A 13,589-nucleotide genomic window follows, 5' to 3' on the forward strand; every position below is an offset into this window, starting at 1 on the left:
AACGCGCTGTCTTAAGCGCGTTTTTCTTTTCTATCAGAGAATTAATCCGCTAATTCAATCAGCTTTGGCGCATACAAACAGCTATGACCGTGTATCTGCGATAAGACTTGTTGAACAGTTAATTGTCCCTGACTCTCTTTGCCTATTGCTGCCCAGTAACCATTTGGCGCAGAAGATGCTAATAATGCAGGTTCGGAAACACGTAACGGTTGATGTGTTGTGCAAGACATTAACTGCTGCTGTTGCCAATAGCCTTGTACAAAATGTTGCTGCTTTCTGTCTAATCTTGCTATTCGCTGGCGTAATAGATCGCTGCGTTGCTTTAATATCGCAATCTCACTCATAGTGACAGGTAAGACATGATCGGCTTCTTTATAGCGTTGAAAAACAGCTAAACCTTGGCTATCAAACCGCAATTGCAATGAAAATGGCACTAACTGACCATCTACTCGCTTTGTTCCCCGCTGTAACAGCGTTCTAAGCTTCCCTGACTGCCATTGATAGTCACTTTGATAATAACCTTGCTTCTCAGTGTAAATACACTCACCAAGTCGCTCCGGCTGGTTTTGACGTGATGAATACCAATAAACAGTGGTGGTATCCGCACTATGCTCTGCCACATTTATTGTAGTAATAGGAAGTACAGTCTTGTCGGCGAGGTTGCTAGCGATACACCCTGAAAGGGCGAAAGGGAGAAGAAATATAAGAAGTGATGAAACTCGAGACATAAAAAAAACCGCCAGACGAGATACTCATTCTGGCGGAATCACAATTACTTCAATGCATCTTTGAGTGCTTTACCAGCAACAAACGCAGGAACGTTAGCTGCAGCAATTTGAATTTCAGCACCTGTTTGTGGGTTACGGCCAGTGCGTGCTGCACGGTGGTTTACTTTAAATGTACCAAAGCCAATTAGTTGAACCTGGTCGCCTTCTTTTAGCGCATCAGTAATGCCGTCAAGAGTTGATTCCAAAGCTGCTTTAGCTTGTGCTTTAGATAGATCCGCTTTTTCTGCGATCAGGTCAATCAGTTGGGTCTTGTTCATTAGGTTTCCCTTCTAAGGTTTTTCGTAAGACGGGACAACTCTAATTCAAAAGAAGCCCGTGTGGCAAAGGTTTGTCTGCTTTAATCGACTCAGGTGCGGACTCTTTAACCACAATCTGAGCGCAAGTTCACAAAATGTTACTAAAAACCACATGAAAACAGTTGTATTTATTCTGCCCAACCCCGATTAATATAACGAATATTCGCTAATTTACTGATAGGTTGACATGGTACTCCTTACGATTTACATCACCGTTGCGATTGGTGTTTCGTTTATTTGTTCCGTATTAGAAGCGGTATTGCTTAGTATTTCACCAAGTTATATCGCCACATTACGTCAGCAAAACCACCCCGCTGCGGCAAGACTGACGGCATTAAAAGACAATATTGATAGGCCGTTAGCCTCTATTCTGACGCTAAACACAATTGCTCACACCATTGGTGCTGCAACAGCAGGCGCACAAGCCACTATCGTTTTCGGTAGCGAATGGCTAGGTGTGTTCTCTGGTGTATTAACCATTGGTATCTTATTGCTGTCTGAAATTGTGCCAAAAACCATTGGTGCAACTTACTGGCGTCAACTTGCACCACTAACAGCAAGCATGTTGCGTTGGATGGTACTTCTACTCATTCCATTAGTATGGGTTTCTGAGCAAATTACTCGCCGCCTATCGCGTGGTCATGAGCAGCCAAAACTGCGTGACGAGATCTCGGCAATGGCATTGCTTGCGCACGAATCAGGTGAACTAGGTGAAGGTGAATCAAAGATCCTTGCTAACCTACTTCAATTCCGCGATGTGAGCGTGACGAAAATCATGACACCGCGCCCGGTACTATTCCGTGTTGATGCTGAGCAAACCATTAATGAGTTTTTATCTAAGCACAAGAATAGCCCGTTCTCTCGCCCACTGGTTTACAGCGAGCAAAGCGACAATATAGTTGGTTTCGTACACCGCTTAGAACTGTTTGCAGAAAGCCAAGCAGGCAAAGGTGGTCAAGAGCTTGGTGCGCTAATGCGTCCACTTCCAGTGATCATGAACAACGTAAGCGTACCAAAAGCATTTGAACGCCTAATGCAAGAACGCTCTCAGCTGATCTTGATCGTTGATGAATACGGTACAGTGCAAGGTCTGGTGACGCTAGAAGACATCTTCGAAAGCCTGGTAGGTGAAGAGATTGTCGATGAAGCAGATAAAAACACCGACATGCAGCAACTGGCTTTCCAACGTTGGGAAAAGTGGAAGAAAAAGCACGGTGTGATTCAAAACAATGATGAAGAAGAAAAGTAATCATTAAATATAAAAAAGGGACCTCAGGGTCCCTTTTTTGTTATCGCTTAAATCTGATTAACACTCTTTGGCAAGCGTTCGACGTCCTGCAGTAGCACGATGCATCACCAGCCCAACCACCAGCGTCATCACTGTCGGTAAAATCCAACCCGCATAGTAATGGTATAGAGGTAAGTTAGTCTCTAATACCTGATCAATATGCGCTGGCATCGCTTCAAGAATATGCGTCGCATCGATACAGCCAAACACCAATGCAACCGCTAGCGTTGCTAATACCATATTTTGTGATAACTGATGGCGTAGCGGTGCAATCAACAATAAAGCAATCGCAATTGGATGTAATGCCACAACCACAGGCAAAGTCACTTTCAATAGCTGTGATAAGCCAACATTGGCAATAATGCCTGATAGCACCAAAATCACAATCACGCTTTTTCGGTAAGTCACTGGCTTAAACGTACGGCTGTAGAACTCACTGCCAGCCGTTGTAACACCAATGGCGGTTGTTAAACACGCCAGCACTAAAACAACACCTAATAATAACGTGCCAAACATACCAAAGTGGTGATTAGTGAACGCCGTTAAGATCTCGCCACCGTTAGCGAAATTCAAACCCAGATCGGCACTGGTTACGCCAATATAAGCCAGTGATAAATACACTAACGCCATTGCACTTGAATACATTAATGCTGCAATTAAGGTGTATTTGGCAATCGCTTTTGGCTCTTTAACGCCCATTCCTTCAATGGCACGGAAAATCACCCAACCAAAGCCAATCGAGCCAAGTGCATCCATGGTCATGTAGCCTTGTGTTAGCCCTTCCGCCATTGCGCCTTTCACATAAGCGCCTGTCGACTCTGTCACATAGCCCGATGGGGATAACAGCGCCGTTACTGCCATCACACCTAGAATCGTTAGCAATACCAGTGTTAGCCATTTACCTAAAGTGTCCACCAGCTTACCTGGGTAAAGCGAGAATAAAATGGCAATAGCACAAAAAGCGATAGAGAAAGGAATAAGACCTGCATCGCCCATAAAAGGTGCCAAGCTAAACTGGTATGCCACGGTAATGGTACGCGGAATAATAAACGCAGGACCTATTACGATGAATAACATTACCCAAAAGCTTGTCGCCAATGGTTTAGGTAGTGCTGCGGTTAAATTATCAGAGCCTCTTACCCAAGCAACAATCACCAGTGCAATCGCAGGTAAACCGACACCTGTGAGCAAAAAGCCCATCATGCCACTTAGGAAATTATCGCCCGCTTGATACCCTAAAAAGGGAGGGAAAATTAGGTTACCTGCGCCCAAATACATGGCGAAGGTCATAAAGCCTAAGGCGGCTATATTGCGTGCACTTAACATAGTATTCCTTTGATTGTGACTTTCAGCTTGGAGGAAGCGAGACGGGAAATGTATCAAAGGCCTATCAGCTTCTTCTCAAGCTGACAGTAATGTTTAGATATAAGCTGCCAGCTCTAAATACGTTTTAGAGAGAGCATGAGGAGTTGACGAGTATTGTCTGCACACATTGCATATTGTGCAGTGATATTACAGCCACAGAAACAGGTAACAAATGTCATTGCTGATTGTGTATGCATTGTCCCTCCTCGTGAATAAACCATTATTGCCATAAACAATGTGCTACGGCGCTGTAATGTTATAAACGGCTATGGGATCGAATTACAATAGCCAAAATAAAATAAGTGGAATGGTGCAAACTTAAACCACCAAGCAGTGATATCCACTGGTTTTCAAACAAAAAACCAGAACTATAAACTTCACAAGTAGGAAACAACTCAGAACAAAACAAAAACAATTGCTGGTTTTATAATCTTTTCTGCGATATTTTGCTTATATATCGAAATATATTTCGGTGATAAATAAATCACTTTTCCCTAGATACAAAAAAAGAGCCCTCAGGCTCTTTTTTATAAATAGAGAACGTCGCTTACAGCTCGATACCAATGTTACTCACTGGTTCATCACGTAGTTCAGCACGTAGGTCTTTGATCAGTTCAATATCGCGTGTTTCCGCTTCTTTTAATGCACGGAAGATAGCCCACTGGGTATCCCACTCTGCACATACCGCTTCATTTTCTTTTTGATTATCGTTAGTGATTTCAATACCCGTTTGCGCGTATTCTAAGTTCGCTACAGTCTCAACCGACAGCGCACTTAATTTGATCACTGTTTCCATCATCAGATCACGATCTAGCATTGCGTGAAGAAGATCCGCCAATGCCACACATGCATCAATTGCAGGGCTTACTGCATAAATATCAAAATCATCTTCACTTGGAACCATATCTTCTAGTTTCTCTAGTTGGTTCTCAAAGTTGATCTTGGCATTTTTAACCGTCAGGATTTCCCAAATACTGTCTAGGATCACTCGATATTTATGTGAATCCGCAAACTCCGTTTCTGCACAGAAAAACACGTAGTTTGGATACATGCGTTCACATAAAGACACCATAAAAGTCAGGTGCTGCCATGGTTCTAATTTTTCTAAACGTAACTGGATCGGATTTTTTAGCATGGGATAATCTACAGTAGTGATTTGGGGTGAAGTTTACTTGATAAACGGATAAGGCAAAAGGAAAAGCATGATCAAAGTTTCAGTAATATCTAAGCAACAACAACGTTATACCGAATTATTGGCACAAGCCCAGTTACCGGATCTTTGCTTAACCGAGGATCCTTCGCAAGCTAGCGTAATTCTAGCGGATCCTCCTTTGATCGCAAACCAGCTCCATCAATTATCCCAATTAAAATGGTTACAATCGACATTTGCAGGTATTGACGCTTTAATCCAACCAAACTTACGCCAAGATTATTTGCTCACCAACATTAAAGGCTGTTTTGGTCACTTGATTGGGGAATATGTGATTGGACAATGCCTTAACCACTATCGCCATTTCCCACAATACCAACAGCAACAACAGCAAGCGCAGTGGCAACCCATCCCATACCTGTCATTAAGCGCAAAAACCATGGTAATAATCGGCACAGGCAGTATCGGTTGCACCTTAGCAACTATCGCAAGTGCCTTTAACTGCCGCGTAATCGGGGTTAATCGTAGCGGTAAAAGCCCTTCTAATGCATTTGAAACCATTTACCCAATAACGGAGTTACGTGATGTACTAACGAATGCCGATATCATTGTTTCAACCTTGCCTGCTACCCCGCAAACCTACGATATTTTCAGCAGCAATATCTGGTCAGGGTGCCATCAAGCGCTCTTTTTCAATGTCGGTCGCGGAAATACGGTAATTGAAAACGATCTCATCAAAGCGCTTGATGCTAATCACTTAGCTCATGCCTATTTGGATGTATTCAAACAAGAACCACTCCCTGAAGATCATCTGTTTTGGCATCATCCAAAGATCAGCATCACGCCACATATTGCAGCAGAAAGCTTTCCAGAACAGGTCGTTGAGATATTTAAAACCAATTACCTACGCTTCCACCAGCAACAAAAGCTAGATTATCTTATTGATTTCAAAGATGGATATTAAAAATGCAACTATTTTTGAATGGTAATATTTAAATGACACAATTTGATAACTTACGAGATCTCATTAAACGCTGCGAGATCTGCAAAGATCACCTTGAGCCGCGCCCAGTGATTCAATTTAGCCCAAATGCCAAGCTATTGCTTATCGGGCAAGCACCGGGATTAAAAGTTCATCAAACAGGGATCCCATTTAATGATCCTAGCGGTGATCGCCTGCGCCAGTGGCTAGAGCTGGATAAAGATACCTTTTATAACCCAGAGCACATTGCCATCATGCCGATGGGATTGTGTTATCCAGGAAAAGGCAAAACAGGGGATTTACCACCTCGTCCAGAGTGCGCACCGCAATGGCACCAGTCTGTACTCGATCTCATGCCAAATATAGGAATGACGTTACTGATCGGGCAATATGCACAAAACTATTACTTACCCAATAAGCCAAAAACGCTCACAGAAACCGTACAACACTGGCAGCAATGGGCACCACGTTATATTCCGTTGCCTCACCCATCACCTCGCAATGCAATTTGGCTTAAAAAGAATCCGTGGTTTGAAGCTGATGTCGTCCCTTATATTCGCCAATACGTCCACCAGCATTTAGCCGCCAACAATTAATCTTGAGATATAAAAAAACCCACGCAATCACGTGGGTTTCTTTTTCAATCACATCGCTGTGTTGATATTACTTGTGGTACGGCTTAGATAGCTCATGTACGGCATCAACAAACACACCTGCATTCTCAGGCGGTACATCTAAGTGGATACCGTGACCTAGGTTAAATACATGGCCTGTACCTGCATCACCAAAGCCTTCAAGGATAGAAGCAACTTCTTGGCGAATACGCTCAGGTTGTGCGTAAAGGATAGAAGGATCCATGTTACCTTGTAGAGCCACTTTATCACCGATACGACGTTTCGCTTCCGCGATGTCAATCGTCCAGTCTAGACCTACGCCATCACAGCCTGTTGCTGCGATTTGCTCAAGCCACATGCCGCCATTTTTAGTAAATAGCGTCACAGGCACACGACGACCATCGTTTTCACGAATTAAGCCATCAACAATCTTATGCATGTAACGTAGCGAGAACTCGTTGTAATCACGCGGCGTTAATACTCCGCCCCAAGTATCAAAGACCATCACAGCCTGTGCACCTGCTTTGATCTGTGCGTTTAAGTATTCGATAACGCTATCTGCTAGCTTATCTAGCAATAAGTGCAGTGTTTGTGGCTCTGCGTACATCATCTTTTTGATCTTAGTGAATGCCTTAGAGCTACCACCTTCAACCATGTAAGTTGCCAACGTCCATGGGCTACCAGAGAAACCAATCAGTGGCACTTCACCTTGTAGATCATGACGGATTTGACGCACTGCATTCATTACGTATTGCAGTTCACCTTCAGGATCAGGTAAACCGATCTTTTCAACGTCTGCTTTGCACTTGATCGGACGTTGGAATTTAGGACCTTCACCGACTTCAAAGTACAAGCCAAGACCCATTGCATCAGGAATCGTCAAGATATCTGAGAACAAGATAGCGGCATCAAGCGGGAAGCGCTTAAGCGGCTGTAGCGTTACTTCACTTGCTAACTCAGCATTCTTACATAGCGACATAAAGTCACCCGCAACACTACGTGTTTCACGGTATTCTGGTAGATAACGACCTGCTTGGCGCATCATCCATACTGGTGTGTGATCAACAGGCTGCTTTAACAACGCACGTAGATAGCGGTCATTCTTTAATTCGCTCATTTGAGACTCCATGGGTAAATTCTGCGCTTATTGTATCATTCATTACTTAGAACAAAAGAGAGCATATCTTATTCTATTAATAGGGAATAACGATACGATAACACGTTAAGTCTGATTGTTATTAATTACAGGTTAGTCGCTGGAACCGACAATGTATGCTCGATTAATCGACGTGCTATCGTCCCTTGTGGCGGAAGTGGCGGTAAATGCTCCGCATCTGCCCATATTGCATCCGTTAACTCTTCATAATCGGGCTTAATCTCACCACCCGCATAGTCAGCAATAAAGCCCATCATAAGGTTAGAAGGAAACGCCCACGGCTGACTACCAAAATACTGAATATTCTTAACCCTAATGCCTGTTTCTTCTAGCACTTCACGGGCAACACATTGCTCTAGGGTTTCATCGGTTTCAACAAAGCCCGCAATCACCGTGTACATACCGGTTTTATGGCGAGGATGCTGCGCCAATAAGATCTGATTCTCTTTACGTACCGCGACAATAATACAAGGCGATACGCGAGGATAATCCATTGCGCCACAGCCTTGGCATTGCATTGCTAATTGATCTGAGTGTAACTCTGCCTTACTGCCACAACACCCACAAAAGCCTTGTTGGCTTAACATGTAAGATAACTGCAACGCACGACCTGCCAGATTAAAAAGCATCGGATCAACATTGAGTAATTCCCGTAAACTATAAAAGTTATCAGCTGGAACATCCGCTTTCGCCTCTAACCAATAAACAGGATACTCATTAAAAGCCCCGATAACTCGACACGATAACGCATGTTCACCACACCAAGCAGGATCTCGCAATGGTAGCGCCTTATTTTCGAGCCAGATCTTTCCATTCTGAATAATGCAGCAATATGCCAAATTCTCATTTTTTAACATTTTTATTACTTTCTTCCTTGCAGGAGCTATTAATTACTGGCAATCTAAAGTTGAAACGAAGTAGTTATCCGAATAACGAGATCTCTTTATAAAGAGAAGGATCAAAGTCTATCGCTTTCACGATACAGACAAGATCATGAGGACGTGCTCATGCTTAGTAAATTCGAACAAGTCAAAAAAGAATGGGGCGGTCATAATGACGTCATTGATCAATGGCTGATGATGCGTCAACAACTGCTTATCGATTACTGTAAACTTGCAGGTCTTTCCCCAACCGAAGCGGCAAAAAACCGCCAACTTCCAACCGCATCTCAACTGACGTTATTTAATGAAGCCCTTGTTGATTACATTTCAGCAGGTCACTTCAAAATTTACGATAGCGTAATGGAACGCTGGCATCAAACAGGTTATTCACCTACCGAAGAAATTTCTGCACTCTACGCCAAAATTACCCTAACCACCGATCCACTACTCAATTTCCATGACCGATACCATTCAATAAAGGATGATGATCTGCTCACTCATTTTGATGATGATTTATCAAAAGTCGGTGAGCTCATGGAAATGCGCTTTGGGTTAGAAGATAAACTCATTGAGCTTATCAGCGATAGCTTATCCTGCCCACCAGGCGCGTAAAAAACACCACCTTAATATTGTGGCAGCAACGCCATGCTGCCACCTCATCGTTAATCCTCAATCTTTCTCTTGTCTTTATCATCCACCAGCCACCTATTGATATTGCTTTATTACAGGCAATAAAAAAGGCACCCCGAAGGATGCCTTTTAAATCAATCACGCTGAGAATTAATTCTCGTCGTTAAGACCTGCGTTTAGTAGCGCTGCAAGATCTTGAGAAGCTTGCTCTGCATCCACTTGTGGTGCTACAGGCTCAAGCTCAACGTCACGCTGCTGTTGACGACGTTGGTGGTAAGAGAAACCAGTACCCGCTGGGATCAGACGACCCACGATTACGTTTTCTTTCAGACCACGTAGGTCATCACGCTTACCAGAAACAGCTGCTTCTGTTAGTACGCGCGTTGTTTCCTGGAACGATGCTGCTGAGATGAATGACTCAGTCGCAAGCGATGCTTTAGTGATACCTAGTAAGTCACGAGAGTAACTTGCAGGTGTCTTACCTTCAGCTTCAAGCTGACGGTTAGCAATCGTTACGCGAGAGAATTCAACTTGCTCGCCTTCTAGGAACTCAGAATCACCTGCAGCAGTGATAGTTACCTTACGTAGCATCTGACGAACGATAGTTTCAATGTGCTTATCGTTAATCTTAACGCCTTGTAGACGGTAAACTTCCTGAACCTCGTTCACGATGTATTCTGCTACTGCGTGTACGCCACGTAGACGTAGAATATCGTGTGGAGTTTCTGGACCATCTGCAATCACATCGCCCTTCTCAACTTTTTCGCCTTCGAAAACGTTAAGCTGACGGTGTTTCAGGATCATCTCTTCGTACGGTTGACCTTCAGCTGGAGTGATGATCAAACGACGCTTACCTTTAGTCTCTTTACCGAAAGATACAGTACCTGTAATTTCAGCAAGGATCGCAGGCTCTTTAGGCTTACGAGCTTCGAACAAGTCAGCAACGCGTGGTAGACCACCCGTGATATCCTTGTTACCGCCAGATTTTTGTGGGATACGTGCAAGCGTATCACCGATACCAACCATAGCGCCGTCGTCAAGCTGAACAATCGCCTTACCTGGTAGGAAGTATTGAGCTGGCATTTCAGTACCAGGGATCATTACATCGTTACCATCTTCATCAACAAGTTTGATAGCTGGACGCATATCTTTACCTGCTGCTGGACGAGCTGCTGCATCAGTTACTTCGCTTGAAGATAGACCAGTTAGGTCATCTGTTTGACGAGAAACTGTTACGCCGTCGATCATGTCAACGAACTGGATGCGACCTGCCACTTCAGTGATGATTGGCATGGTGTGCGCTTCCCAGTTTGCTACTGTTTCACCAGCAACAACTTCTGCACCGTCACCCTTGTTCAGGATTGTACCGTAAGACAGTTTGTAGTTCTCTTTCGTACGACCGAACTCATCAATGATGGTTAATTCAGCAGCACGTGATGTTACTACAAGCTTACCTGCGTTGTTGGTTACGAACTTAGCATTGTGCAGCTTCATAGAACCTGTAGTTTTCACTACAACGCTATTGTCTGCTGCCGCTGCTGATGCCGCACCACCGATGTGGAACGTACGCATTGTAAGCTGTGTACCTGGTTCACCGATTGACTGAGCAGCAACAACACCCACTGCTTCACCAGAGTTAACCAAGTGACCGCGAGCAAGGTCACGACCGTAACAGAACTTACAACAACCGAAGTCATTCTCACACGTTACAACAGAACGTACTTTAACTTGGTCTACAGAGTTCGCTTCTAGGATCTCACACCACTTCTCATCAAGAAGCGTGTTACGAGGTGCTAGAACTTCTTCTGTACCAGGTTTTAGAACGTCTTCAGCAACAACACGACCAAGTACGCGGTCACCTAGTTGCTCTTTAACATCACCACCCTCGATTAGAGGCATCATAGTGATACCAGCGTGAGTGCCACAGTCATCAGTTGTAATAACAACGTCTTGAGCAACGTCTACTAGACGACGAGTCAGGTAACCTGAGTTCGCTGTCTTAAGTGCGGTATCCGCAAGACCCTTACGAGCACCGTGAGTAGAGATAAAGTACTGAAGTACGTTTAGACCTTCACGGAAGTTCGCTGTGATCGGTGTTTCGATGATTGAGCCATCCGGCTTAGCCATCAGACCACGCATACCAGCAAGCTGACGAATCTGAGCTGCAGAACCACGAGCACCAGAGTCGGCCATCATGTATACGCTGTTGAACGATTTTTGCTGCTCTTCTTCACCGTCACGGTTAATAACAGTGTCAAAAGACAGGTTATCCATCATCGCTTTAGCAACTTGTTCGTTCGCTGTCGCCCAGATATCGATAACTTTGTTGTAACGTTCACCAGCAGTTACAAGACCTGACTGGAACTGCTCTTGAATTTCAGCAACTTCAGCTTCAGCTTCTGCGATCTTAGTGTACTTAGCTGCAGGTACAACCATATCGTCGATACCAACAGATACACCAGAAAGTGCAGCGTAAGCAAAACCTGTGTACATGATTTGGTCAGCGAAGATAACAGTATCTTTCATGCCCAATTCACGGTAACAAGTGTTAAGAAGCTTAGAAATTTGCTTCTTACCTAGTGCTTCAGTGTTCACAAGGCTGTATGGCAGACCTTTCGGTACGATAGGCCATAGCATTGCACGACCAACAGTAGTATCAACTAGTTCAGTTTTCTCAACTAAGTTACCCTGCTCGTCTTTCACGTATTCTGTAATACGTACTTTAACGCGAGCGTGAAGCTCTGCCATCTTAGTACGGTATGCTTTCTCAGCTTCAGCTGGTCCAGCAAGGTACATGCCTTCACCTTTCGCGTTGATTTTCTCACGCGTCATGTAGTAAAGACCCAATACAACGTCCTGAGAAGGTACGATGATCGGATCACCTGATGCAGGTGAAAGGATGTTGTTTGTTGACATCATAAGCGCACGTGCTTCTAGCTGTGCTTCAAGAGTCAACGGCAAGTGAACCGCCATCTGGTCACCATCGAAGTCGGCGTTGTATGCCGCACACACAAGTGGGTGAAGCTGAATCGCTTTACCTTCGATTAGGATTGGTTCAAACGCCTGAATACCTAGACGGTGCAGTGTTGGTGCACGGTTAAGCATTACTGGGTGTTCGCGAATAACTTCGTCTAGGATATCCCAAACTACTGCTTCTTCACGCTCAACCATCTTCTTAGCAGCTTTGATTGTCGTCGCAAGACCACGAGTCTCTAGCTTACCGTAGATGAATGGCTTAAATAGCTCTAGTGCCATCTTCTTAGGAAGACCACACTGATGCAGACGTAGGTATGGACCTACTGTGATAACAGAACGACCTGAGTAGTCTACACGCTTACCAAGAAGGTTCTGACGGAAACGACCTTGTTTACCCTTGATCATATCAGCAAGAGATTTCAGAGGACGCTTGTTAGAGCCAGTGATAGCGCGGCCACGACGACCGTTATCTAGTAATGCATCAACAGATTCCTGAAGCATACGCTTTTCGTTACGTACGATGATATCAGGAGCAGCCAGGTCTAAAAGACGCTTCAGACGGTTGTTACGGTTGATTACACGACGGTAAAGATCGTTCAGATCTGAAGTCGCGAAACGGCCGCCGTCTAGTGGTACCAACGGACGTAGATCCGGCGGTAGAACTGGCAGTACAGACAGGATCATCCACTCTGGGTTGTTACCTGACTGTAGGAAAGCTTCAACTAGCTTAAGACGCTTAGTTAGCTTCTTACGCTTAGTTTCAGAGTTAGTTTCTTCTAACTCTTCACGCATGTTTTCGATTTCAGCGCTTAGGTCCATGTTACCTAAAAGTGCTTTAACCGCTTCTGCGCCCATCTTAGCGTCGAACTCATCGCCCCACTCTTCAAGTGCATCCAAGTACTGCTCTTCAGAAAGCAGCTGGCTACGCTCAAGGTTGGTCATACCTGGTTCGATTACTACATATGATTCGAAGTAAAGTACACGCTCGATATCACGTAGAGGCATGTCCATTAACAGACCGATACGAGATGGCAGTGACTTTAAGAACCAGATGTGAGCAACAGGTGAAGCAAGCTCAATGTGACCCATACGCTCACGGCGTACTTTAGTCTGAGTAACTTCAACACCACATTTTTCACAGATAACACCACGGTGCTTCAGGCGCTTGTACTTGCCACAAAGACACTCGTAGTCTTTTACCGGGCCAAAGATACGTGCACAGAAAAGACCGTCACGCTCAGGCTTGAAGGTACGATAGTTGATTGTTTCTGGCTTCTTAACTTCACCAAAAGACCATGAACGGATCATGTCAGGTGAAGCTAGACCGATTTTGATTGCATCAAATTCTTCGGTCTTATGTTGTGCTTTCAGAAACTTAAGTAAGTCTTTCACATTCGGCTCCTGTGAGGAGTTGACCCATAAAGGCGCCAGTCTACTGGCGCCTTCATATTTATACCGGAGTA

Annotated in this window: 12 protein-coding genes; 4 read left to right on the top strand and 8 right to left on the bottom strand. The window is 44.4% G+C overall.

Annotated elements, in window-relative coordinates; translation table 11 throughout:
- Nucleotides 1-41: 41 nt before the first annotated feature.
- Nucleotides 42-728 (bottom strand): DUF1481 domain-containing protein, encoded by a 687-nt coding sequence (locus tag Q7674_RS20785; RefSeq protein WP_045065650.1) that lies wholly within the window; start codon nucleotides 726-728, stop codon nucleotides 42-44.
- Nucleotides 729-772: 44 nt separating this feature from the next.
- Complete coding sequence (gene hupA, locus Q7674_RS20790; RefSeq protein ID WP_008986039.1) at nucleotides 773-1,045, bottom strand: nucleoid-associated protein HU-alpha; 273 nt, start codon at nucleotides 1,043-1,045, stop codon at nucleotides 773-775.
- Between the two features lie 226 nt (nucleotides 1,046-1,271).
- Here hupA and Q7674_RS20795 point away from each other — a divergent pair, with 226 nt between their 5' ends.
- Nucleotides 1,272-2,333 carry a CNNM domain-containing protein gene (locus Q7674_RS20795; protein WP_023932122.1) on the top strand — a complete coding sequence of 354 codons (1,062 nt, stop codon included), beginning with the start codon at nucleotides 1,272-1,274 and terminating at the stop codon, nucleotides 2,331-2,333.
- 57 nt (nucleotides 2,334-2,390) lie between these two features.
- On the opposite strand, the gene brnQ is transcribed toward Q7674_RS20795, so the two are convergent.
- The 3 genes from brnQ to Q7674_RS20810 all read right to left on the bottom strand — a co-directional run bounded on the left by brnQ (nucleotide 2,391) and on the right by Q7674_RS20810 (nucleotide 4,872).
- Entirely contained in the window at nucleotides 2,391-3,698 is a 1,308-nt protein-coding gene (gene brnQ / locus Q7674_RS20800; protein ID WP_305423258.1) for a branched-chain amino acid transport system II carrier protein, read from the bottom strand.
- 113 nt (nucleotides 3,699-3,811) lie between these two features.
- A complete protein-coding gene (locus tag Q7674_RS20805) occupies nucleotides 3,812-3,934 on the bottom strand; it encodes a hypothetical protein (protein WP_023932120.1) in 123 nt (40 codons plus the stop codon).
- 350 nt (nucleotides 3,935-4,284) lie between these two features.
- Complete coding sequence (locus Q7674_RS20810) at nucleotides 4,285-4,872, bottom strand: YjaG family protein (RefSeq protein ID WP_008986036.1); 588 nt, start codon at nucleotides 4,870-4,872, stop codon at nucleotides 4,285-4,287.
- A 67-nt stretch (nucleotides 4,873-4,939) separates the two neighbouring features.
- Here Q7674_RS20810 and Q7674_RS20815 point away from each other — a divergent pair, with 67 nt between their 5' ends.
- Both Q7674_RS20815 and Q7674_RS20820 read left to right on the top strand, forming a co-directional pair.
- Entirely contained in the window at nucleotides 4,940-5,851 is a 912-nt protein-coding gene (locus Q7674_RS20815; RefSeq protein WP_045065646.1) for a D-2-hydroxyacid dehydrogenase, read from the top strand.
- Between the two features lie 32 nt (nucleotides 5,852-5,883).
- Complete coding sequence (locus Q7674_RS20820; RefSeq protein ID WP_107229707.1) at nucleotides 5,884-6,465, top strand: uracil-DNA glycosylase family protein; 582 nt, start codon at nucleotides 5,884-5,886, stop codon at nucleotides 6,463-6,465.
- Nucleotides 6,466-6,532: 67 nt separating this feature from the next.
- On the opposite strand, the gene hemE is transcribed toward Q7674_RS20820, so the two are convergent.
- Together hemE and nudC are read right to left on the bottom strand one after the other, a co-directional pair.
- Entirely contained in the window at nucleotides 6,533-7,600 is a 1,068-nt protein-coding gene (hemE, locus tag Q7674_RS20825; RefSeq protein ID WP_305423259.1) for a uroporphyrinogen decarboxylase, read from the bottom strand.
- Nucleotides 7,601-7,725: 125 nt separating this feature from the next.
- Nucleotides 7,726-8,496, bottom strand: a complete 771-nt coding sequence (gene nudC, locus Q7674_RS20830) for an NAD(+) diphosphatase (protein ID WP_305423260.1) — start codon at nucleotides 8,494-8,496, stop codon at nucleotides 7,726-7,728.
- Between the two features lie 150 nt (nucleotides 8,497-8,646).
- On the opposite strand from nudC, the gene Q7674_RS20835 reads away from it, so the two are divergent.
- A complete protein-coding gene (locus Q7674_RS20835) occupies nucleotides 8,647-9,132 on the top strand; it encodes an Rsd/AlgQ family anti-sigma factor (RefSeq protein WP_008986031.1) in 486 nt (161 codons plus the stop codon).
- Nucleotides 9,133-9,300: 168 nt separating this feature from the next.
- Here Q7674_RS20835 and rpoC read toward each other — a convergent pair whose 3' ends face one another.
- Nucleotides 9,301-13,518, bottom strand: coding sequence for a DNA-directed RNA polymerase subunit beta' (gene rpoC, locus Q7674_RS20840; RefSeq protein WP_008986030.1), 4,218 nt, complete (start codon nucleotides 13,516-13,518; stop codon nucleotides 9,301-9,303).
- Nucleotides 13,519-13,589: the final 71 nt, after the last annotated feature.

Source organism: Photobacterium leiognathi (assembly GCF_030685535.1).
Classification (GTDB): domain Bacteria; phylum Pseudomonadota; class Gammaproteobacteria; order Enterobacterales; family Vibrionaceae; genus Photobacterium; species Photobacterium leiognathi.

Excerpts from the sequence above, each read along its gene's own strand:
- hemE (WP_305423259.1), bottom strand. The coding sequence starts at position 7,600 with ATGAGCGAATTAAAGAATGACCGCTATCTACGTGCGTTGTTAAAGCAG.
- Q7674_RS20805 (WP_023932120.1), bottom strand. The coding sequence starts at position 3,934 with ATGCATACACAATCAGCAATGACATTTGTTACCTGTTTCTGTGGCTGT.
- Q7674_RS20785 (WP_045065650.1), bottom strand. The coding sequence starts at position 728 with ATGTCTCGAGTTTCATCACTTCTTATATTTCTTCTCCCTTTCGCCCTT.
- Q7674_RS20835 (WP_008986031.1), top strand. The coding sequence starts at position 8,647 with ATGCTTAGTAAATTCGAACAAGTCAAAAAAGAATGGGGCGGTCATAAT.
- Q7674_RS20810 (WP_008986036.1), bottom strand. The coding sequence starts at position 4,872 with ATGCTAAAAAATCCGATCCAGTTACGTTTAGAAAAATTAGAACCATGG.
- Q7674_RS20820 (WP_107229707.1), top strand. The coding sequence starts at position 5,884 with ATGACACAATTTGATAACTTACGAGATCTCATTAAACGCTGCGAGATC.
- nudC (WP_305423260.1), bottom strand. The coding sequence starts at position 8,496 with ATGTTAAAAAATGAGAATTTGGCATATTGCTGCATTATTCAGAATGGA.
- hupA (WP_008986039.1), bottom strand. The coding sequence starts at position 1,045 with ATGAACAAGACCCAACTGATTGACCTGATCGCAGAAAAAGCGGATCTA.
- Q7674_RS20815 (WP_045065646.1), top strand. The coding sequence starts at position 4,940 with ATGATCAAAGTTTCAGTAATATCTAAGCAACAACAACGTTATACCGAA.
- Q7674_RS20795 (WP_023932122.1), top strand. The coding sequence starts at position 1,272 with ATGGTACTCCTTACGATTTACATCACCGTTGCGATTGGTGTTTCGTTT.
- brnQ (WP_305423258.1), bottom strand. The coding sequence starts at position 3,698 with ATGTTAAGTGCACGCAATATAGCCGCCTTAGGCTTTATGACCTTCGCC.